At 45.2% G+C, this 21,390-nt stretch carries 19 protein-coding genes; 15 read left to right on the top strand and 4 right to left on the bottom strand.

The annotated features are described in order from the left end of the window. Positions 1 to 22 precede the first annotated feature (22 nt). Both AC5SXE_RS03825 and AC5SXE_RS03830 read right to left on the bottom strand, forming a co-directional pair. Entirely contained in the window at positions 23 to 208 is a 186-nt protein-coding gene (locus tag AC5SXE_RS03825; RefSeq protein ID WP_493916673.1) for a hypothetical protein, read from the bottom strand. Positions 209 to 300: 92 nt separating this feature from the next. Continuing rightward, complete coding sequence (locus AC5SXE_RS03830) at positions 301 to 1,515, bottom strand: ISL3 family transposase (RefSeq protein ID WP_310846065.1); 1,215 nt, start codon at positions 1,513 to 1,515, stop codon at positions 301 to 303. Between the two features lie 341 nt (positions 1,516 to 1,856). Between AC5SXE_RS03830 and AC5SXE_RS03835 the strand changes: the two genes are divergently transcribed. From AC5SXE_RS03835 to AC5SXE_RS03855, 5 genes are all read left to right on the top strand, one after another. After that, on the top strand, positions 1,857 to 2,816 hold the full coding sequence (locus AC5SXE_RS03835) for an ABC transporter ATP-binding protein (protein ID WP_493916674.1): 960 nt from the start codon (positions 1,857 to 1,859) through the stop codon (positions 2,814 to 2,816). Positions 2,817 to 2,836: 20 nt separating this feature from the next. After that, positions 2,837 to 3,802, top strand: a complete 966-nt coding sequence (locus AC5SXE_RS03840; protein ID WP_493916675.1) for an ABC transporter ATP-binding protein — start codon at positions 2,837 to 2,839, stop codon at positions 3,800 to 3,802. Between the two features lie 25 nt (positions 3,803 to 3,827). After that, positions 3,828 to 5,414 (top strand): ABC transporter substrate-binding protein, encoded by a 1,587-nt coding sequence (locus AC5SXE_RS03845; RefSeq protein ID WP_493916676.1) that lies wholly within the window; start codon positions 3,828 to 3,830, stop codon positions 5,412 to 5,414. An 88-nt stretch (positions 5,415 to 5,502) separates the two neighbouring features. Continuing rightward, positions 5,503 to 6,423: an ABC transporter permease gene (locus AC5SXE_RS03850; protein WP_310848144.1), complete on the top strand. Its 921-nt coding sequence runs from the start codon at positions 5,503 to 5,505 to the stop codon at positions 6,421 to 6,423. Positions 6,424 to 6,452: 29 nt separating this feature from the next. Then, a complete protein-coding gene (locus AC5SXE_RS03855; RefSeq protein WP_332636777.1) occupies positions 6,453 to 7,331 on the top strand; it encodes an ABC transporter permease in 879 nt (292 codons plus the stop codon). On the opposite strand, the gene AC5SXE_RS03860 is transcribed toward AC5SXE_RS03855, so the two are convergent. Next, complete coding sequence (locus tag AC5SXE_RS03860; protein WP_493916677.1) at positions 7,328 to 8,653, bottom strand: B12-binding domain-containing radical SAM protein; 1,326 nt, start codon at positions 8,651 to 8,653, stop codon at positions 7,328 to 7,330. The two genes, AC5SXE_RS03855 and AC5SXE_RS03860, sit on opposite strands and share 4 nt — an antisense overlap. Positions 8,654 to 8,846: 193 nt before the next feature. On the opposite strand from AC5SXE_RS03860, the gene AC5SXE_RS03865 reads away from it, so the two are divergent. From AC5SXE_RS03865 to AC5SXE_RS03905, 9 genes are all read left to right on the top strand, one after another. After that, positions 8,847 to 10,409 (top strand): FGGY-family carbohydrate kinase, encoded by a 1,563-nt coding sequence (locus AC5SXE_RS03865; protein WP_493916678.1) that lies wholly within the window; start codon positions 8,847 to 8,849, stop codon positions 10,407 to 10,409. Between the two features lie 31 nt (positions 10,410 to 10,440). Continuing rightward, a complete protein-coding gene (locus tag AC5SXE_RS03870; RefSeq protein WP_310847258.1) occupies positions 10,441 to 11,511 on the top strand; it encodes a galactitol-1-phosphate 5-dehydrogenase in 1,071 nt (356 codons plus the stop codon). 108 nt (positions 11,512 to 11,619) lie between these two features. Beyond that, complete coding sequence (deoC, locus tag AC5SXE_RS03875; RefSeq protein WP_310847260.1) at positions 11,620 to 12,279, top strand: deoxyribose-phosphate aldolase; 660 nt, start codon at positions 11,620 to 11,622, stop codon at positions 12,277 to 12,279. A 36-nt stretch (positions 12,280 to 12,315) separates the two neighbouring features. Then, positions 12,316 to 13,845, top strand: a complete 1,530-nt coding sequence (locus AC5SXE_RS03880; RefSeq protein WP_310847263.1) for an FGGY-family carbohydrate kinase — start codon at positions 12,316 to 12,318, stop codon at positions 13,843 to 13,845. 31 nt (positions 13,846 to 13,876) lie between these two features. Beyond that, on the top strand, positions 13,877 to 14,917 hold the full coding sequence (locus AC5SXE_RS03885; protein ID WP_310847266.1) for an alcohol dehydrogenase catalytic domain-containing protein: 1,041 nt from the start codon (positions 13,877 to 13,879) through the stop codon (positions 14,915 to 14,917). A 26-nt stretch (positions 14,918 to 14,943) separates the two neighbouring features. Continuing rightward, a complete protein-coding gene (locus AC5SXE_RS03890) occupies positions 14,944 to 15,702 on the top strand; it encodes an SDR family NAD(P)-dependent oxidoreductase (RefSeq protein ID WP_310847268.1) in 759 nt (252 codons plus the stop codon). A 27-nt stretch (positions 15,703 to 15,729) separates the two neighbouring features. Continuing rightward, positions 15,730 to 16,584: a class II fructose-bisphosphate aldolase gene (locus tag AC5SXE_RS03895; protein WP_310847270.1), complete on the top strand. Its 855-nt coding sequence runs from the start codon at positions 15,730 to 15,732 to the stop codon at positions 16,582 to 16,584. Positions 16,585 to 16,665: 81 nt separating this feature from the next. Continuing rightward, complete coding sequence (locus AC5SXE_RS03900; RefSeq protein ID WP_310847272.1) at positions 16,666 to 17,730, top strand: 2-hydroxyacid dehydrogenase; 1,065 nt, start codon at positions 16,666 to 16,668, stop codon at positions 17,728 to 17,730. A gap of 21 nt (positions 17,731 to 17,751) precedes the next feature. Continuing rightward, positions 17,752 to 19,257, top strand: coding sequence for an FGGY-family carbohydrate kinase (locus AC5SXE_RS03905; RefSeq protein WP_310847274.1), 1,506 nt, complete (start codon positions 17,752 to 17,754; stop codon positions 19,255 to 19,257). An 87-nt stretch (positions 19,258 to 19,344) separates the two neighbouring features. Here AC5SXE_RS03905 and AC5SXE_RS03910 read toward each other — a convergent pair whose 3' ends face one another. Beyond that, a complete protein-coding gene (locus AC5SXE_RS03910; RefSeq protein ID WP_310847276.1) occupies positions 19,345 to 20,241 on the bottom strand; it encodes a radical SAM protein in 897 nt (298 codons plus the stop codon). A 386-nt stretch (positions 20,242 to 20,627) separates the two neighbouring features. Between AC5SXE_RS03910 and AC5SXE_RS03915 the strand changes: the two genes are divergently transcribed. After that, positions 20,628 to 21,338 carry a SagB/ThcOx family dehydrogenase gene (locus AC5SXE_RS03915; RefSeq protein ID WP_310847279.1) on the top strand — a complete coding sequence of 237 codons (711 nt, stop codon included), beginning with the start codon at positions 20,628 to 20,630 and terminating at the stop codon, positions 21,336 to 21,338. The last annotated feature ends 52 nt before the right edge of the window (positions 21,339 to 21,390 follow it).

Raw genomic sequence — 21,390 nt, forward strand, 5'->3', positions numbered from 1 at the left:
TTTAACTTGCTACTATGATACTTTACTTTATGGTGTTACAGTAAATACTCCCGCCCGGCGGCCGGTCTCCATAAGAAAATTGGCCAGAAGCGTAATAATAACGCCACTGGCCGTTGCTAAAATAATAACCGCCGGATATGGAGGCGCACATCGTGCTGATAATACTAACGCATTGTCCAGATGTAGCCAAAACGCGTTCACCTATCACCACTTAGCGCCTCCTTCTTTCCGCAGATTTTTTTAATTAAAGATAATCATATATGACTTATTGTAGTTTGTCAACATAGGAGGGGCTCTATTTCAAATAGTGTGGAAAAATTTCTGTGGCAAGAACCCTAGCATCATCTTTCTGACGTAGACCTCTATGTTTCTAAGGCCAAAAGAGATTCGTTTTAGCATCTTCACCTTCGTATTGCATCCTTCGGTATAGGCGTTGGTAGTATTGTTGTCGAAGTAATTTAAGATGGGCTCACGCCATCTTTTAAGCGTATTTGCCCACCTTCGGGCTTCAGCGTCGTCAGAGGCCTTTAAGTTTATGATGACTAGCTCCAACTGCCTTAAAGCTTCTTTTTTGTCCCTTGCACTGTAAAGTTTCCTCAAAGCTTCCTTAGCCCAGTAAAAGTCCTTGAGGTTTGGGTATTGGCTTAAAAGCTCGTCTAGCTTTTCTTTTCCGCCTTCGCTTAACCGCTCAAATCCCACGAGGAATATCTTTTTGGGTATCCTTACTTTTCTTTTGTTACGTACGTCTTGTTCTATCCTCCTTGCCTCGTCCATGCGTCTGTTTCCGTCTGCTATGATGTGGAAATGGTCTACGACTACATTGGCTTTGGGGAAAAGCCTTTGAGCCAACTTTCTAAAGCCCTCCTTCATGTCTATGCATACTTCCTTGACCCTTTGGCTTGGGATCTTCTTTAAAAACTCCTCCAGGGTAGAAAGGCGATCGTCCTTTAGTATTCCAAGCACCCTCTTTGCCATTACGTCTGTCACCACTATCACCATGTCCTGATGCCTGAAACTGTGTTCATCTATCCCTAGGTGAAGTTCTTCTAAGTCGTCTATCATTGATCCCGGTAAGTCAGCCATCCTCACGAAGTCCATCAACACCTTTTTAATTTTGCCGTAGGATATGTGAAGAAGCTTTGCCACCTCTTTGAAGCTCATGAACTTTAGCAACCACAGTACCCACATCTCGGCCATATTGGTAAGCCTGCTCCTTGGCCTTAGGATTTCAAGCCTCCAAGTGAAGGTGCGACCACAGGACCTGCACTTCCACCTCTGCAGTCCCCATATTTCAAGATATACCCTCTTGCCACAGATAAAAGCATGCAGCACCCTTCTTGGTCTTGCATGGCCGTGTCTGTAAAGGTGCTTTGAGCCGCAATGAGGACAAAACGCCCTTTCCCCTTTGGCCTGAACTTTAATTACTACAAAATCTTCCTCTTTAACTACTTGTATGACCCTTAGACCTTCCAACCCAAGCAAATTAGTGATATCATTTAAATGGCCTTTGGCCATGGTGGTAGGAGCCTCCTTTCTTAATGGGTTTGGTTGGTTCTTACCACCATTATATTTTTAAGTCAAATTTTCCACACTAAAGATTATAGAGCCCATAGGAGGGGCAGAAAAATAATTGAAAATATTTAGCCACAGCACTTGTCAATTGACTCAATCGCCTTATAGGGCTTTATGACTACTGTTTCTTTAGCTTCTTGAAATCTATTTTTGGCTTTTCTCAGATAAAACTACAGGCAAGTACTAATTCACTTGCATCTTGACATTGAGAATATTCAAATATATCATTTAAAACAATGGACATATATGCATACCTACAATCCGGAGAGTGCCAACTTGCGGGAATGCCGCTATTAGAAGTGAAAGATCTGAGAACCTACTTCTATATTGAAGGTACAGCTGTTCCGGCGGTAGATTCCGTGAGCTTTGCCCTTCAAGCGGGTGAAACGTTGGGAATCGTCGGAGAGTCAGGTTCCGGCAAGAGCGTGACAGCACTTTCAATAATGCGTTTAATTCCTTACCCTCCTGCGAAGATTGTCGGCGGCAAAGTATTATTTAAAGGCGAAGACCTTTTGCTCAAGGACGAGGATGAGATGAGGCGAGTTCGCGGAAAGGAGATTTCCATGGTTTTTCAAGAACCAATGACCTCATTGAACCCGGTTCTCACCATTGGCACTCAGATTTCCGAGGCAATAATGCTCCATCAAGGAGCGTCTAAAAAGGAAGCTTTGAAAAAGAGCGAGCACCTGCTACACCTTTGTAAGGTTTCCCTTCCAAGAAAACGTTTACGTCAGTACCCACACGAGCTAAGTGGCGGCATGAGGCAGCGCGCTATGATTGCCATGGCCTTAGCCTGTAATCCGAGCCTTCTGATAGCTGATGAACCTACAACTGCGTTAGATGTAACGGTACAAGCTCAAATCCTTGAGCTAATGCTGGAACTTCAAGAAAAAATGGGCACTGCTGTGTTGTTTATCACTCACGACCTTGGGGTCATTAGCGAAGTGGCCGATCGCGTAGCCGTAATGTACTGCGGACGCATCGTAGAATACGGCCTGACGAAGGATGTGCTCAGGGCCCCGCTTCATCCCTATACAAAAGGGCTTTTGGCATCTTTGCCGTCCATAAATGGACCCAAAAAACCATTGAAACCTATCAAAGGCACTGTGCCATCGCCACAAGATATTACTACGGGGTGCAGGTTTGCTCCTCGTTGTGATTGCACAAAAGCTTACTGCAAGCATATAGAGCCGGTCATCACAAGGCTGGATGGTCGTCTCGTGCGATGCCATAACGTCTCATAAGACGAGAGAGGAATGATCATATGCCGGATCATTTGCTCGAGGTGCGGGATTTATGCGTTAACTTCTCCGTGCCAAGTAAATTTTTTGGCAAAAAACAATATATAAGAGCTGTCGATGGCATCGATTTTGATGTGAAGGCGGGCGAGGTCCTTGGCCTAGTGGGAGAGAGCGGATGTGGCAAGTCTACTCTCGGCAGAGTCATTGTAGGGCTTGCGGATGCTCAAAAGAATAGCAAGATCTATTATCGTGGAGTTAACGTACTAACGCTTGATAAAAAACAACTTAAAGAATATAGAAAAAAGGTTCAAATGGTCTTTCAGGATCCCTTTGGTTCGCTTAATCCAAGGCTTACGGTGGGCGATGCGATTGAAGAAGTGCTCATTGTTCACGAAAAGGCAACGAAATTAGAAAGAAGGAACAAAGCAGAAAGGCTGATGGATGCAGTTGGTTTGACGAGGCATTATCAAACTCGATATCCACACGAATTAAGCGGAGGGCAAAGACAGCGTGCGGTCATTGCAAGGGCGTTAGCTATTAATCCTGAGTTCTTGATTTGTGACGAGCCTGTCTCAGCTCTGGACGTATCCATTAGAGCTCAAATAATCAACTTGTTCGAGGAGCTTCAAAAAAGGTTTAATTTGACCTATTTGTTCATATCTCACGATATGAGCGCGGTAAGGCACATAAGCACTCGGGTTGCCGTGATGTATTTGGGAAAAATCGTGGAAATTGCGGAGACCGATGTGTTATTTGAAAACCCCCTTCACCCATATACAGAAGCGTTGTTGGAGGCAATACCGGATGTATCATCGGACAAGAAGGGAAGGCGCAAACTCCTTGAAGGAGATGTACCAAGTCCTTTATCTCCTCCAAGCGGATGCAGATTTCATCCTCGGTGCTTCAGGGCCAAAGAAAAATGCGTAATTGACGAGCCGGCTCTAATAAAAAAAGGGGCAAATCATTTCGTGGCGTGTCATTATGCTTGATCAGAAAGAGAAGGAGGCAGGGATTATGAAGGAACTTAAAGGGTTTTCAAAAGTACGACTTTTTGTAGCCTGCATTCTGATCGCGCTATGCGTTTTTTTGGGGATTCTTGGCATGGTGTTTATGGAGTCGCCTTCAGTAGCTGCCGAAAGAAAGGTGATCGTTCAAGCCATGGATAGGGATCCCGATATTTTAGACACAATGAAATCAGCATGGTATTCCGACGCTTTGATTTATTTGCACGATCGTCTGATATCGAGGGATTATGATTTTAGATATCGCCCGGGCCTTGCCACAGGTTGGGATGTATCGGAAGACGGATTAACATGGATCTTTCACCTGCGAAAGGGCGTTACTTTCCATGACGGGACTCCCTTTACGGCAAAGGACGTAAAATGGACCATCGATACAATAAAAGACCCGAAGACCGCGTCCCCTTATGCCGGTGATCTGAAGGCAATCGATGAGGTCAAAATTATTGACGATCACACGGTTCAAATGGAGCTAAAATATCCTTTTCCTAATTTGCTCTTTAATCTATCTAACACAGCTTCAGGAATACAAAAGGCCGGTTGTTATGAAGAATATGGAGAATATTATGGAATTAAGACGGTGATAGGAACGGGCCCGTTTATGTTTAAGCAATGGGTACGTGGAGACAGAATAGTGCTCGTCAAAAACCCTGATTACAATTGGGGTCCTGAATGGATGTCCAATCGGGGGCCGGCCCTTTTCGACGAGCTGGTCATTCGGACTATACCCGAGGAAAGTTCCCGCATTATGGAGCTCGTCACCGGCGGGATTCACGTACTACGCGATGTGCCTCCTTTGCAAGCTGACAAACTAAAAGAAAACCCTGACATTAATATATTTATCGATCAGTCGACGAAGTTGGGGTACCTTGCTTATGCTTGCGATAAAAAACCATTTGATGACGTACTTGTCAGGCGGGCAATTAATCATGCCGTCGATAGGGAAACGATAGTGAAATACATCTTTAGTGGCTATGCTACCCCGGCGTACGGCTATCTTCCCCCGGCGCTGAAAGACGAATATCTGGAGGAGAGCGAGGAGTTGGGCTACAAGTACGATCCGGCAAGGGCGAAGGCTTTGCTTGCCGAGGCGGGATTTCCTAACGGCTTTGAAACGACCCTTTCTGCCGAAAACGACTCTACATCGAAAAGGCTTGCAGAGGTCCTTCAGGCGCAACTCGCTGAAGTTGGCATCAAGGCCAAGATTCAACTTTACGATAGTGCAAGCTATGTAGCCATGCTAAAAGCGGGTCAACAAGACCTTTTCGTCCGCCTCTATAGCTGGCCCAATGCGGATATTCTCGATTGGTTCTTGTTGTCAGCGCAGTTTCCTTACCCGAATCACTCTCGCTGGTGTGATCCCAAAACTGACGAATTGATCAACTCAGCGGCAACTGCCCCCACGTGGGAAATTAGAGCAGAAAGATATAAAGAAGTGCAGCGGTATCTTATAGAACAGGCGGTGTGGTGTCCGATCTACATTCCCGATAAGATGCTTGCTGTGCGCAAAGAAGTAATAAACTTTAAAAACCATCCGTGGATGATTCAATATAGCGATGGAATTGACATCGTAACGAAATAAGGTTTGTTTTTTAGTTAAACTCACATTTTTGGAGAAAGGGGATTTCGCAAGGGTCTCCTTTCTCCAAAAAGTAACAGGAGTGGTTATAATGCTTCGCTATTTCGTTAGACGAATGGCATTTCTTGTTTTAACTTTACTCGGTGCGACGATTGTCATATTCTCCATGCTCCACCTGGCGCCTGGAGACCCGATAGATTTGATCGTCGGTCCCAATGTTATTCCGGAAGTGAGGGAAAATATACGTCATCAATACGGTTTAGATCGACCGCTGGCAGTCCAATATCTTAGCTTTATGAAATCGTTATTACACGGCGATCTCGGTAATTCGATAATTCAACACAAACCAGTTTCAGAGCTGATAGTGGAGAGGTTTTTTGTAACTCTTGAGCTAAGTTTGACGGCTCTGGTCATATCTTTCTTGATATCAATTCCCATCGGCATAAAGGCCGCGCTAAAGAGAAATACGGTCACAGATTATGCGCTCATGGCTCTTTCTTTAATCGGCATCTCAATGCCAACCTTTTGGTTTGGCCTCATGCTTCTTTATATTGTTGCCTTTAAGCTGAGGCTTTTCCCCGTCTCGGGTTATGGAACGTGGAGGCATCTATTTCTGCCTGCATTGACGATTGGGATAACCGATGCAGCTTTGCTTGCTCGAATGGTGCGCTCAAGCATGCTCGAAGTCATTCGTCAGGACTACATACGCACTGCCCGAAGCAAGGGCTTGCCGGAGCGAGTCGTGATTAATCGCCATGCCCTGAGAAATGCCCTGATTCCAATAATTACGCTGTTGGGATTGCGCATAGGATGGGTGGTGGGCGGTTCTGTCGTCGTGGAGATCGTCTTCGCCAGGCCAGGCCTGGGAAGGCTCATGGTAGATTCCATTTTGGCCCGCGATTACCCCGTCGTCCAGGGGGTCATGGTAGTCTTGACGACGTGCATCATACTGGGAAACCTCGTTGCGGATATTTTGTATGCGGTTGTCGATCCGCGAATAAAGCTGAAATGAGATTTGTCGGGTGAAAAGGTGGCGATTATATGGCTGAGGGGATCGCAAGCACGGAACTTACTAAGAGCGGTAACGCTTTTTACGGGTTAATGAGACGGTTGCTTCGCAGCAAGGCCGCGGTTTTCGGGTTAGTCATTATAAGCTTGATGCTCCTATGTGCCTTATTTGCGCCGTTAATAGCTACCCATGACTATGCTAAACAGGATCTGCCGTCCATGTTGCAACCACCCTCGAAAGCACATTTGTTTGGCACTGACGAGTTTGGTCGCGATATTTTCAGCAGGGTAGTTTATGGTTCCAGGGTATCCATGAAAGTTGGTTTTCTCGCGGTCGGCATTTCCTTGCTGACGGGTTTGTTCTTTGGGTGCATTGCCGGTTATTACGGTCGCCTTTTGGATAGCGTCATATGTGCACTGATCGATATTGCCTTGGCCTTTCCCATGACATTGCTGGCAATCGCTATCATAGCTGTCTTAGGCCCCGGGCTATTCAACGTATGTTTAGCAATAGCACTTTCGTCTTGGGGGTCATTTGCCCGCATTTCACGAGGTCAGTTTCTTTCTTTAAAAAACCAGGAGTTCGTAGAAGCAGCCAGGATTCTTGGATACTCAGATGCACGTATTATATTTCGTCATATCTTGCCCAATTCATTGGCGCCCCTGGTTGTTTTAACGACACTTGAAGTGCCTAAAGCCATAATTGTGGAGGCAACGCTGAGCTTTCTCGGGCTGGGCATACAGCCTCCTTTGCCCAGCTGGGGCTCAATCATGAGCTCGGGTCGTTCCTTTCTGTTTCATGCGCCTTGGATTACCATATTCCCCGGGATAATGATCATTTTAATCGTTATGGGTTTTAATCTGCTTGGGGATGCTTTGCGAGACTCCTTGGATCCAAGGCTTCGAAATTAGTGCTTCTCAATCGATGCTTTGGCCATTTTGCTCTCGAAATCAAGGGCCCTCTTAAAACTCAGGTTTAAGGTCAAAAGCGGCGCGAAATTAAGAAGATGTTGCAGTAAATTAAAATTCACGCTAAATAACCTCTTTAGGATTGAACCGTAGGAATAAAATTCCCTCCAAGCCCAGCTCATGCCCTTTTGCAATTCTTCAGGCGTCATTTGCGCCGGCATGAAAACTGCGTTGCCCATGTCATACTTCGACCAGTCTGTATCGATGATGCGGTTTTCAGAAGATAGCTTTTCGTGCAACCTCGTTCCGGGCAAGGGGGTTAGAATGCTGAATTGCGCTAAGTCTAACCTCGATTCCATCGCAAAATCTAAGGTCCTTTTAAAAACGTCCTTGTCGTCATTATCAAAACCGAAGACGAAAGCTCCCAACACGACGATGCCATGATCGTGCAAACGCTTTATTCCAACTTTAAACTCCTTGATATCATTTTGCACTTTGCCAATTTCTTGCATGCTTTCTTCCGAGATGGTTTCAAGGCCTATGAACAACCCCGCGCAGCCGCTTTTTCTAGCAGCTTTTAACAAGTCCGGGTCTCGAATTATGTTGAATGAACTTTGCCCAACCCATCGGATTTTATAGGGAATAAGGGCTTTGAATAATTCTTTGCTGTATTTTGGATTGCCCACGATATTGTCATCGATGAAGGCTACGAATTTGCCTTCGAGGTGCTCTATTTCCCTGATGACATCGGCAATGGGCCTGTGTCTGTACGTTTTGCCGAAAAAATTTGATACGGAGCAGAAGGAGCAATCAAAGGGACAGCCTCTGCTTACTTGAAGGCTATTAACAAAGTAATATGCTTCCTTTTTGTATAGATCCCTTCGAGGCTCGGGTAAATTGACCAGGCTCGGGAGTTTTTCGTTGAAATAAAATTGCTTTAAATCGCCGTTCTTAAAGTCCTCCAATAGCTTTTCCCATGTACCTTCAGCTTCTCCGATGACCACGGCATCGCAATGTCCTATGGCTTCTTTGGGGAGAGCGGAAGGGTGGGGACCGCCCAGCACAACCTTTGCGCCTCTTTTCCTGAACTTGTCTGCGATCCTGTATGCCCTCGGTGCGACTGAGGTCATAACCGTGATACCTACCAGGTCAGGTACGTCGTCATAATTGATGGGTTCTACATGTTCGTCTAAAATAGCGACTTCTACGTCCGGTTTTGTCAAAGCCGCGATCGTGCTCAGGGTGAGAGGTGGCATTTTAAGCGCCAGCTTTAGCCTTTTCTTGTAGTATTCGTCCTTGCCTGGCGATATCAATAAAACTTTCACTTTGGATGACCGCCTTTCTTAACCTTCTTATTTATATCTGACCTTTTGGCCCCGCAAGTAAGTTGCTTGCTCATCGTTTTCCCTGATGTTAAGATAGCATAAAATGATCGAAAAAGCATGTTAGCAAGTTCGCAGATTGTAAAAACGAGTTGACCTGATCAAGGTAAGTTTATCAAAAAGGAGCGTGATGATTTTGGGCAAGAAAAAACCACCGTATGTAATTGGAGTTGATTGCGGGACTCAGAGTTTAAGAACGGGGATTTTTGACTTAGAGGGTCGCCCTATTGTGTTTGCTACCAAGGATTATCCTACATATTTTCCAAGGCCTGGTTGGGCGGAACAAGATGCCGAGGATTGGTGGGATGCGGCCGTCACGACGGTGAGGGAGTGTTTAGAAAAGAGCGGCGTTTCTAAAGAAGAAATTATTGGAATAGCTGTCGACGGGACTTCCTCGACCGTCGTTCCGGTGGATGAAAAAGGCAACCCCATAAGGCGTGCAATACTTTGGATGGATTCTCGAGCACATAGGCAAGTGAAGACCATAGCCGATACACAACATCCTGTACTTAAATACGTTGGAGGTCAAGATGCCGTCGAATGGATGGTGCCTAAGTGTCTTTGGCTTAAAGAAAACGAGCCTGATATTTATAAAAAGGCTCACATGATTGTAGAGTGTACCGACTGGCTTACATGGAAGTTGACAAATAAATGGACTGCTTCAATCTGCAATACAACCTGCAAGTGGAATTATGTGCGCCCCATGGGGGGATGGGTTAAAGAGTTTTTTGAGGCCATTGGATTGGAAGAGATACTCGACAAATGGCCGAAAGAAGTGCTTTTTATGGGAGACAAAGCCGGCGAACTCACACCGGAGGCTGCAAAGGAGCTTGGATTGCTTCCAAATATTGCCGTAGGAGAAAGCGGCATTGACGCACATGCAGGGATGCTTGGCTTGGGAGTCGTAAAACCGGGTAGATTGGCGATGATAATGGGAAGTTCAACGGTTCATCTGGGTTTATCTGAACAGCCTGTCTTTGATCCAGGCATATGGGGTCCCTATCCTGAAGCTGTGGTTAGGGGAGCATGGTTGATCGAAGGGGGGCAAATTTCATCAGGATCCATTATAAATTGGCTTCGAGAGAATATCGCATATCGAGAGGAATGCGAAGCTAAAGAAAAAGGTGTTAATGTGTTCACGATATTGGATCAAAAGGCAGAGTCATTGCCTCCCGGTTCTGAAGGATTGATATTGCTCGACTATTGGCAAGGAAATAGGACGCCGGTGCGTGATCCATTGGCAAGAGGTTGCATTTGGGGTTTAACGTTGAGCCATCAGGTTAGTCATTTACTGCGGGCTGCTTATGAGGGCACTGCTTATGGTACTCGTCACATTCTCGATACATTTGCCCGATCAGGCTTTAATGTGTCCGAAGTTTATGCTTGTGGCGGAGGTACCCGTAGTGCCTTGTGGCTTCAAATCCACGCCGATGTTTGTAATGTTCCAATATTCCTGACGGAAGTTGAAGAAGCATCAACATTGGGAACTGCAATTTGCGCAGCAGTAGCTGCAGGCGCATATAAAACTGTTGAAGAAGCGGCACAAAACATGGTGCACGTTCGCGAAAAAATTTGTCCGGATGCGAAAAAACATGAGTTATACAATTTCTTCTACGAAAAATATCTTGAAACATATCCTAGACTTGCCGATCTAATGCACCAAATGGTCGCCAAAGTAGAAGAGATGTATAAGGATTAAGTTAAGTAATAAAAATAGAGGAGGCTTTTCGATGCCAAACGATATAAATGTTAAGACTATGAAAGCAGCAAACCTTTATGCCCCGGGTGATATACGTATTGAAGAGGTTCCAATTCCAACCCCCCTAGAGGGAGAAGTTTTAATTAAGGTTAAAGCTTGCGGGGTTTGCGGCTCCGACATACCACGCTTGATGGAAACTGGCACATATCGATATCCTACCATACCCGGACACGAGTTCTCCGGAGAAGTATTCGCCTTAGGAGAAGCAGTGAAGGAGTTCAACATAGGAGATAGGGTCACGGTCATTCCATTGATACCATGTGGAAACTGTGAATTTTGTAAAGTAGGGGAATACCAGTTATGTGATCATTATAACTATTTGGGATCTCGTACTAATGGTGCTTACGCCGAATACGTGGTAGCTCCTGCCGCAAATCTACTTAAACTGGCTGATAATGTTCCCTTTGAAGCCGGAGCGATGACAGATCCTGCCTCCGTTGCGTTACACGCTGTAAGGAAGTTGGGCATTCTGCCGGGCGATAAAGTGGCAGTATTTGGCCTTGGCCCGATAGGACTACTGGCTTTAGAGTGGTGTACGATTATGGGGGCCGGTCACATAGTAGCCATAGATATATTTGAAGAAAAGCTGCAATTGGCCCGTGAATTGGGAGCGGATGATTGCGTAAATGGAAAGGTTGACGATCCCGTGGAGGTGATTAAAGATATAACCAAAGGTAAAGGGGTCGAAAGAGCCGTTGAATTTGCCGGCAACAAGATCACCCAGGAGCAATGCATAAAATCTACCGGTAAACTCGGCTGTTGCGTTTTTGGCGGCATATCGCATACAGATCTCCCCCTTTCAGAAAAAGCTGTGGATGGAATACTCCGTAAAGAGTTAATAATTAAGGGATCGTGGAATTCCTCCTTTTCGCCTTCCTTTAATGATTGGGAGCGGTCTTTGTATTTTATGGCAAATGGAAAACTCAGGTGCCAACCCTTAATTTCCCATCGATTGCCGCTGAACAAGCTTCCGGAAGCATTCAAAATGATGTATGAAAGAAAGGAATACTTTAGCAAAGTAATGTTTTTGCCAGAAATGTAAATGCATCGCTCAAAGGTTCTTTCAGGTGTGCCAGAAAGAACCTTTGATGCGTACTTGCTCGTGCTAAAAATAGCAAAAAAAATAATAAAAAGGAGGCGTCGTTTATACATGACTTCAATAAATATTGCCCAATATATTGATCATACAAATTTAAAGCCAATGGCAACCGAGCGCGATATTGAACTTTTATGTGAGGAGGCATTGCAATTTCGTTTTGCTGCGGTATGCGTCAATCCCTACAGAGTCCGCTTAGCAGCACAATTGCTCAAGGGCTCGGACGTAAAGGTTGCTTCGGTGATTGGATTCCCCCTAGGAGCTACGCTGCCAGAGGTAAAGGCGCTAGAAGCTAAAAGTGTCCTTGAAAAGGGAGCAGAGGAAATAGACATGGTGATCAACATTGGAGCGCTTAAGGATGGGGACGATGACCTGGTCTTAAAGGACGTTAAGGCTGTGGTGGATGCCTCCTCTGGAGCTATCGTGAAGGTCATTTTGGAATGTTGCTATCTCACCGATGAGGAAAAAGTGAGGGCTTGCCGTCTGTCGACCGAAGCAGGCGCCAAGTTCGTCAAAACGTCAACTGGTTTTGGGAGCGGCGGAGCTACCCTTGAAGACGTAAAACTTCTTAGGTCCAACGTGCCCTCGAGTGTAGGAGTAAAAGCTGCCGGAGGAATTCGTGATTTCGAAACTGCTTACGCCTTAATACAAGCGGGAGCCACGAGGATAGGAACGAGTAGCGGACCTAAAATAGTAAAGACGAGCAATAGCTAGTTAATCGATGTCTATTTTAAAAAAGGGGTGAGAGATGTGGGTAATTATTTGATGGGATTTGATGTTGGAACTTCTGGAAGCAAGGGTGTAATAATTTCCACAGATGGGCAAGTGGTTGCCACAGGTGAAGTTGAGCATGGTGTTGACTTTCCGAAACCGGCGTGGGCAGAACAGGATCCCGAAGCCGTTTATTGGGGGGATTTTATCAAGATAACCAGGAATATGCTGGCGGCAAGCCAAATTAACCCTAAGGATATTAAGGGTATAGGAGTTAGTGGCCTTACTCCGGATGTCGCTCCCGTCGACAAATCAGGCAGGCCCGTTCGTCCGTGCATTATTTACATGGATCGTCGAGGCACTGAAGAGTGCGACTGGGTGAAGAAGAACATAGGCGAGGATAAAGTATTTGAGGTTTCAGGGAATGCGATTGATCCCTATTTTGCCGGCTATGAGATGATCTGGTATGCACGCAATGAAAAGGAGAATTACGCCAAGACTTGGAAGATGCTTAACTCCCACGCCTACGTAATTCTCAAGTTAACGGGCAAGGCAACCATTGACGTTGGTGTAGCTGGCTTAACAGCTCCTCTCTTCGACATACGTGCTTTGAAATGGTCTGAAGAGATGTGTGAACTGTGCGGTATCGATATGGATAAACTCCCTGAAATATACCAGGCCCACGAAGTGGTCGGAACAGTGACAAAAAGCGCGGCTGAGGAAACGGGTTTAGCTGAAGGGACTCCTGTGGTTGCGGGTGGTGGCTGTGATGCCTCATGTTCGGCTTTAAGCGTGGGCATGATTGAACCGGGAACTTCTGCGTGCATGTACGGTACAACTCATTGTTGGCAAATTGCCTTGGGAGAACCTAAATTTGACCCTCGCTTGATTAACTTTCCCCACGTAGTCCCTAATGTGTATGTTGCACTTGCTGGTATGGGGACGACGGGAGGAATAATTCGTTGGTTTAGAGATGAATTTTCAATGTATGAACGGGACATGGCCAATAGACTAAATGTTTCTGCATATAAGATACTGGATTTGGAAGCAACAAATATTAAACCTGGGTCGGAGGGGCTTGTATTGCTGCCGTATTTTATGGGTGAACGGACTCCGATATGGGATCCCCATGCCAGAGGGGTGATATTTGGTCTAAGCTTGTATCACGGTCGTGGCCACGTCTTTAGGTCGATTTTGGAGGGCATAGGTTACGGCCTGGAGCACCACGCTGAAGTTGCCAGAGAGTTGGGGATAATGCCTGAGCGAATTGTTGCTGTCGATGGAGGAGCCTCCAGTCCTCTCTTTAGGCAAATAGTTACAGATATCATGAATACTCCGCAAGATTATATGGCAAAGGTATCTGGAGCACCTGTTACGGATGCTTACTTAAGTGGTATGGGCGTAGGAATTTACAAAGATTTTTCGACCCTCAAGAGTTGGATCGAATTTTCTGATCACAATGAGCCAATTCCTGAAAACGTGGAGGTATACAAAAAGTTGTATAAAGTTTATCGAAAAATCTATGAAAAGACCGTTGAAGAAATGCATTATTTGGCCAAGCTCCAATAGAAGCTCTTGATCGAAAGGAGTGAGGTTTGTTATGAAAGCATTAAAGCTTTACGGTCCAAATGATTTAAGATTAGAGGAAGTTCCTAAGCCATCCATTTCGGATGAAGAGATTTTGGTGCGCGTGAAAGCGTGTGCTATATGTGGCAGTGACGTAAGAAATGTTGCTGCAGGAGGTTCAGGCCATGGGTTTTCTCTCCCCAGGGTCATTGGCCATGAAATATCGGGTGTAATTGAAGAGGTAGGTTCTAAAGTGGTTGATTATGCTCCGGGTGTGAAAGTAATACTCGGGGTGGTTATCTCTTGCGGAAGGTGTATCTATTGCATGAAAGGGCATCCGAATATATGCATACATAAGGAAGCACTATCGTACCAATACGATGGTGGGTTTGCAGAATTTGTCGTTGTTCCAAGCGCATTAGTTAAACAGGGTGGGGTCATGCTCATCCCTGAAGGTATAAGTTTTGAGGAAGCTTCTATTACCGAGCCCTTTTCCTGTGCGCTAAACGGGCAAGAGCTGTCAGATGTCAGTATGGGTGACGTTGTCGTCGTGATTGGAGCGGGACCTGTCGGCAACATGCATGTTATGTTGGCAAAGGCCAGGGGCGCGTGTAGCGTGATTTTGTCTGAGGTAAACCCCGAGCGTCTTAAGATGTCGAAGGACATCGGACTCGCTGACCACTATACTGAGCCCTCTGAATTAAAGAATTTGGTTATGCAGGTTACCGGAGGCATTGGTGCCGACGTAGTAATAGTTGCAGCTCCATCGGGTGAAGCGCAAGTTCAAGCTTTGGATATAGTTGCACCCAGGGGACGAGTAAATTTCTTTGGCGGATTGCCGCGTGGCAAATCTCAAATTCAGATTGATAGCAATACAATCCATTATCGTGAGATTTTCGTTCATGGTACTTCTGATTCTACCTTCTTGCAAATGAAAAAGATTTTAAATTTGATGGCCACAAAAAGGATTGATGCTAAAAAACTAATCACTGATATAGTCCCGTTAGATAAATATGAAGAGGGATTTGCAAAAGCAAGAAGCGGTAGCGCCCTGAAAGTGTTGTTAGTTCCTTAAGGTTATACTTGGGAGGTGCTGTGTGATTGGAATTGGGAATTAGAGGCAAAGTTGCTGTTGTAATTGGCGGATCCAGGGGAATGGGAGCGGCTGTGGCAAAAGGATTGAGTCGTGAAGGAGCCAACGTTGCAGTAAACTATATGGCTAATTCGAAAGCTGCAGATGAAGTAGTGGAATACATATCATCTCAGGGAAGCAAGGGCATTGCAGTCCAGGCCGATGTTTCCAAGTATGAAAATGTTAATGAGCTTTTTGAGAAGGTTACTGCCGAACTCGGGCCTGTTGATATTTTGGTCCACGCTGCAGGGATATGGCCTCGTGCTAAAGTCGTAGAGATGTCACCTGATGATTGGCGGCGTACCATAGAAGTAAACCTAAATGCCGTTTTTTATACTAATCAATGGGTTGTCAGACAATTATTGGAGAGAAAAGCACCCGGAAAGATAGTTAATTTCTCGTCTCAAGCTGCTTTTCGTGGCTCTACAACAGGACATGCACATTATGCAGCATCGAAAGCCGGAGTTGTTACCTTTACCATATCCCTCGCCAGGGAAGTTGCGAAACATGGAATATTGGTTAACGCCGTTGCGCCTGGCATGGTACTGACGGACATGGCGAGAGAAGCTTTGGAAGAAAACTCTTCTTACTACCTGTCCCGCATACCCTTAGGAAGGTTCACAGAACCTGAAGAAGTAGCTGATGCAGTCTTGTTTTTGGTCTCAGAGCGCAACAATTGTATCGTCGGCGCCACCATAGATGTTTCCGGTGGCATGTTAATGAGATAATTTCTTGGATAAAATGGAGGAATGATAATGCCGATGTATAGTATAAAAGAGATGCTTTATAAAGCACAAGCCGAACGGTATGCCGTGCCTGCTTTTGATGTAAGCAACCTCGAATTCGTCCGTTCGGTGGTTGAAGTAGCCGAGGAGGAGCGATCTCCTGTAATTTTGATGGTAGTTCCGCCTGACGCGGAGGCAGCTCTTCCGTATTTGGTAAGTTTAGCCAAGGCAGCCTCCGAAAACGTATCTGTTCCTTTAGCTCTGCACTTGGATCATAGCCCTTCATTTGAATTGTGCCAGAAGGCCATTGAAGCGGGCTTTACCTCTGTAATGTTTGACGGTTCATCGCTTCCATTTGATGAGAATGTAGCCATTACTAAACGAGTAGTTGAGTATGCTCATGCCCGTGGCGTTTCTGTCGAGGCCGAGCTGGGTCATGTTGGCAAAGCAGAAACTGCGGAAGGAGAACAAGCGGATGTAACCCAACTGACAGGGCCTGAGGATGTCAAACGCTTCGTAGAGCTCGCTAATGTCGATGCATTGGCCGTGTCAATAGGAACTGCCCATGGTATCTATACATCTTTGCCACAGTTAGATATTCCGCGCCTGAAAAAAATAAGATCCATTACGTCCGTGCCTTTGGTCCTTCATGGAGGATCTGACACTCCGGATGATCAAGTCAAAGAAGCGATCGCCAATGGCATAACTAAATTGAATATCTTTTCCGAGTTATGCGTTGCGATGGTAGAAGGGCTCCAAGAATTTCTCGCTACTAATAAGAAAAAAGCGCCATGGCCAATCGAAATTTTTGAAAAGCCAATGACAAAAATGAGAGAAGTTGTTCGTCGAAAAATACACTTATGTGGTTCTTCGGGGAAAATCTAAATAACGAAAAGGCTCCTTATCCAGGAGCCTTTTCGTTATGAATGCAGTCTTAAAAAGTGCATTTCTGAGAGGTGTATATACGTGAAAGTTCTCCTTGTGGGTGATGATTATATCGGTTCAGATTTAATAGAGAGTGCTTTTGCTAGTTGGCGTGAGAAGGGATGCGAGTTAGTTTCCTACGACTGGCTTTTGGGAAGTGTGGAAAAATTGCAGAATGTAAATCGAATACTCGAAGAAAAAGGGCCAGAAGCTATAATGCCCCCTGCGGATTTATTTACGTTAATTGAAGATGCGGATATCCTGATTATTCAATTTCTCCCTTTAGGTCGAAGCTTAATTGATTCAGCTAAGAAACTAAAAGTGGTAGGAATATTGCGGGCAGGTTATGAGAATGTTGACGTCGATTACCTTTCAAGTAAAGGTATCATGTTTTTCAATAATCCAGGACGGAATGCAGATGCGGTTTCTGACTATGCCATTGGCATGATGTTGGCAGAGGCACGAAACATCGCTCGGGGACATATGTCCTTAAAACAAGGAGAGTGGCGTCGAGAGTACGTTAATTCCTCCTATATTCCAGATCTGCCCGGAAGAGTGGTTGGCATAGTTGGTTTTGGGCAAATAGGTCAGTTGGTAGCGAAAAAACTATCCGGTTTTGAAATGCGTATATTGGCTTATGACCCGTACGTAAGCAATGGTGTTGCCGATACCTTGAATGTCCAGCTTACAGATTTAGCTACGCTTTTGGAAGAGTCAGATTTCGTTACATTACATGCGCGCTTAACAGAGGACAACAGACATATGATTGGTGCCGACGAATTGGCGCTAATGAAGCCTACAGCTTTTTTAATTAATACGGCACGCTCTGGGCTCATTGATGAAAAAGCATTATATGAAGCCTTGCGAGAACGAAAGATTGGGGGAGCCGCTCTGGATGTTTTTGACCAAGAACCTACAGGGAAAGATTATCCATTAGTCACGCTAGATAATTGCACGGTTACTCCTCACATTGCCGGAACAACCAATGATGCCTTGGTCAAAGCGCCATATAAGTTAGCCCGAGAGCTGGAGAAATTGTTTTATGGAGATGAACCAAGATCCTGGGTTAACAAAGGAAAGGTACAGCTAATTAAGCTTAATTCCTGAGTTTGAAGGAGGGGATTGCTAATGAAGTACTTGGTAGGGATTGATAACGGGCTAACCAATTCAAAGGCAGCGCTTTTCGACCTCGAAGGGAGTGAAATTGCTGTTGCTTCGCGACGTTATCAAGTACTGAGTCCGGAGCCTACTTGGATAGAGGGCGATGCGGAGGCATTATGGGAAAATACTGCCGAGTGTATACAAGAGATAATTACTAAATCTAATGTGAATCCTAAAGACATACTTGCAGTGGGCGTAACTGGTCATGGAAATGGCTTATATGTAGTGGATGAAAAAGGAATTGCAGTTAGAAATGGCATTGGTTCACAAGATGCTCGGGCGGTAGATATTATCGAGGATTACAAAAGAAGTGGAAATTATGACGAGATAAGTTCCATAACCTTCGGTCAACCTTACCCTGGCCAACCAGGTCCTCTTTTAAGGTGGATTAAAGAAAAGGAGCCCCAAAACTACGAGCTAATAGCCCATGTCTTGTTATGTAAAGATTTAATTCGTATGAAACTCACGGGAGAATGTGTTTCAGAAAGAAACGATATAAGCGGCAGTGGATTGCTTGATTTCTCGAATGGCATCTATTCTGAACGCTTAATGGAGCTCTATGGTGTTCCTGAAATGTACGATAAACTGCCACGTTTAGCAATGGTGTCTCATGAAGTGGTTGGATATGTATCATCGTCTGCTGCAGCTAGCACAGGGTTACTATTAGGTACCCCTTGTGTGGCTGGAATGATGGATGTAGCATCTTGTGCTATAGGTTCTGGTGTCGTAGATCCCAAAATAGCGGCAATTGTCGTTGGAACCTGGTCAATTAATGAAGCAGTTGTTGATCATCCTATTCCAAATATTACTTTAAATATGCATTACTTACCCGGTAAAGTTTTAGCATTAGATGGAGGCGCTACATCAGCAATAAATCTCGACTGGTTTATTGCTAATCTTGGAAGTAAGGCAATGTTTGAGGCCCAAAAACAAGGCGTTTCCATTTTTGATGTTATAAATGAGGCCGTTGCTTCCTTGCCTCCTGGCGGAACAGAGGTGATTTATCATCCTTTCATTGGAAGCCCAAATGTGCATCCTCGCGGTAGAGCAGGTTTCTACAACATTGCATTAGGTCATACGTTTGCGGATATAGCTCGTGCTGTGTATGAGGGTGTAACTTTTATCCACAAGTGGCACATCGATCGTTTACGCGCTGCCGGATGTGAAATGGATTTTGCACGACTTTCGGGGGGAGGAGCTAAAAGTCCCGTTTGGAGCCAGATGTTTGCCGATGTGCTTGATATGCCGGTTGAAGTAGTGTCAGCAAATGAAGTTGGTGCTTTAGGAGCAGCTTTAATGGCGGGTGTGGGCATTGGAATTTTCCAAAATTACTCCGAAGCTTTTGGGAAGGCTGTAAAAATTTATAAATGTTTTTACCCTGGCCCTGTTGCTACCGGTGCTTATATAAAGCAATACGAAGAGTGGCTTAGCTTGGTCAATCATATGATTGAATACTGGGATCGCTTATTATAATTAAAATTTTTATTAAAAACCTCTTCGTGAAAGCAAATTAAGGTTGCTAAAAGGATCGCCTAATACTATTTCTATATCTGTCTATATCTATCTACTGCATATTCGTAGCAGGCCATGTCTTAGTGCTATTTCGATGGCCCTTTTGAATTCCATCCGCGTAATGGGCCTTGAAAGCTCCGGATATTGAAATGCTTTATGAAGAGGGCGGTACTGGTCCATTATGTTTACGAAGGTTTCCGTCGAAATTTCCGTGGCTAAAAACTCCATTACTTTTTCTGTCCCGGCAAGGTCGTTTGGAAGTACCAAGTGCCTGATCAAAAGCCCTTTAACGGCGATGCCTCTGTCGTCCGTCTTTAAATCTCCTACCTGTCTGTGCATTTCCCTGACTGCACTTTTTGCCACAGAAAAGTAATTAGGAGCCGAAGAATAACGAATGCCCCTTTCGTCGTTGCCGTACTTTATGTCCGGCATGTATATGTCTACGATGCCTTCAAGGAGCTTTAGCGTGTCAACGGAGTCGTACCCGCCGGTGTTGTACACGATTGGAACCTTGAGGCCTCCTTCGAAGGCATACAAAAGAGCTTCCATGATTTGGGGAACGCAATGAGTAGGGGAGACCAAATTTATGTTATGACAACCCATCTTTTGAAGTTCGAGCATCGTGTTCGCTAATTCTTGAGCGGAGACTTCCTTGCCCCTGCCAAGTTGACTGATGTCGTAATTTTGGCAAAAGACGCATGCCATGTTGCAATGGGTGAAAAATATCGTGCCCGAGCCATGTCTTCCTACCAGAACTTTTTCTTCCCCGAAGTGAGGTCCGAAGCTGCTTACAACGGCATTCCTTCCCGTCTTGCAAAAGCCTTTTTCGCCTTTAAGGCGATTTACGTGACACTTCCTCGGACACAGTTCGCAATCCGACGAAATTTCTAAAGCCTTTTCTAGGCGTTCTGATAGCTCTTTTAAGAATTCTTTGTCCTCTTTCATGATGAGCACCTCAAGTAAAAAGGAGCTAAATTTACGCCCCTTGTTTGCTGTAGTTGGTAAAATTCCAGTCTAGACTGACGCGAGATGGTTTTCAATAAAACTTCGATACCTGCATTGCAAATTTGCTGCCCGATCATTGACGCCTCTTGTCTTGTAAAAAGTGAAGTTATCTTATTATTTGCATGAAAGTAACGCTACTCGTATTATAACAGACGCATTGTTAGGCCATCCGGCTCCTTGGCGAATCTGGCGAACATCTTTTGCTAAAATGATATAGCAATATATGCTTGGAAGATAGCGAGTGAAGTCACAAAAAAATCTCGACAGCAGCACGGCCATATCGAAAATAGGTGTGAACCATTATTTGCCGAAAAAGTGGTGATTTTATGAATAAAACAAAGTTAATAATCATGCTTGTGGCATTAATATGTTTAGGAACGGGAGGGTTTTCCATGATGACAGGAGCAGGATACGGAAGTGAACCGGGGAAGCGTGTCAATGGAAAAATAAAACTGCCTGAACCCAAATACGAGAGCGACACCTCTGTTGAAAAAGCTTTGCTTGAACGAAGATCTGTTCGCAGGTACAAAGATGAACCGCTGACTCTTAGCGAGGTTTCACAACTTCTTTGGGCTGCGCAGGGAATCACCGGCCAAAGATGGGGCTTTAAAACGGCACCTTCCGCAGGCGCGCTTTACCCGCTTGAATTGTACGTCCTGGTGGGCAATGTAGATGGCATCGCAAAAGGCGTATATAAGTATGTGCCTCGTGGACATGAACTCTCGAAAGTCATGGACGAAGATTTGCGAGGCGGTCTGGCTGCCGCCGCTCTCAGGCAATCTTGCGTCAGGGACGGCGCTATTGCCATGGTATTTACCGCAGTTTACGAAAGAACAACCGGGAAATACGGCGATAGGGGCATCAGATATGTGCACATGGAAGTCGGGCACGCCGCTCAAAATGTTTGTCTGCAAGCCGTTTCTTTGGGCCTCGGCACAGTGGTCGTTGGAGCCTTTAGGGATGAGGAGGTAAAAAAAGTTTTAAGCCTTCCAAAGGATGAACGTCCATTGTATATAATGCCCATAGGAAGGATATAAGTGTTTACACGGAGGTTGTTATCGGGATGAGCGACGAGATTTTGCCGGAGAA

This window comes from Acetomicrobium sp. (genome assembly GCF_059026225.1).

Bases quoted from the DNA above. Each gene is read 5' to 3' on its own strand.
- AC5SXE_RS03835 (WP_493916674.1), top strand. From the start codon at position 1,857: ATGCCGCTATTAGAAGTGAAAGATCTGAGAACCTACTTCTATATTGAA.
- AC5SXE_RS03855 (WP_332636777.1), top strand. From the start codon at position 6,453: ATGGCTGAGGGGATCGCAAGCACGGAACTTACTAAGAGCGGTAACGCT.
- AC5SXE_RS03850 (WP_310848144.1), top strand. From the start codon at position 5,503: ATGCTTCGCTATTTCGTTAGACGAATGGCATTTCTTGTTTTAACTTTA.
- deoC (WP_310847260.1), top strand. From the start codon at position 11,620: ATGACTTCAATAAATATTGCCCAATATATTGATCATACAAATTTAAAG.
- AC5SXE_RS03915 (WP_310847279.1), top strand. From the start codon at position 20,628: ATGAATAAAACAAAGTTAATAATCATGCTTGTGGCATTAATATGTTTA.
- AC5SXE_RS03895 (WP_310847270.1), top strand. From the start codon at position 15,730: ATGCCGATGTATAGTATAAAAGAGATGCTTTATAAAGCACAAGCCGAA.
- AC5SXE_RS03870 (WP_310847258.1), top strand. From the start codon at position 10,441: ATGCCAAACGATATAAATGTTAAGACTATGAAAGCAGCAAACCTTTAT.
- AC5SXE_RS03845 (WP_493916676.1), top strand. From the start codon at position 3,828: ATGAAGGAACTTAAAGGGTTTTCAAAAGTACGACTTTTTGTAGCCTGC.
- AC5SXE_RS03910 (WP_310847276.1), bottom strand. From the start codon at position 20,241: ATGAAAGAGGACAAAGAATTCTTAAAAGAGCTATCAGAACGCCTAGAA.
- AC5SXE_RS03885 (WP_310847266.1), top strand. From the start codon at position 13,877: ATGAAAGCATTAAAGCTTTACGGTCCAAATGATTTAAGATTAGAGGAA.
- AC5SXE_RS03830 (WP_310846065.1), bottom strand. From the start codon at position 1,515: ATGGCCAAAGGCCATTTAAATGATATCACTAATTTGCTTGGGTTGGAA.
- AC5SXE_RS03905 (WP_310847274.1), top strand. From the start codon at position 17,752: ATGAAGTACTTGGTAGGGATTGATAACGGGCTAACCAATTCAAAGGCA.
- AC5SXE_RS03840 (WP_493916675.1), top strand. From the start codon at position 2,837: ATGCCGGATCATTTGCTCGAGGTGCGGGATTTATGCGTTAACTTCTCC.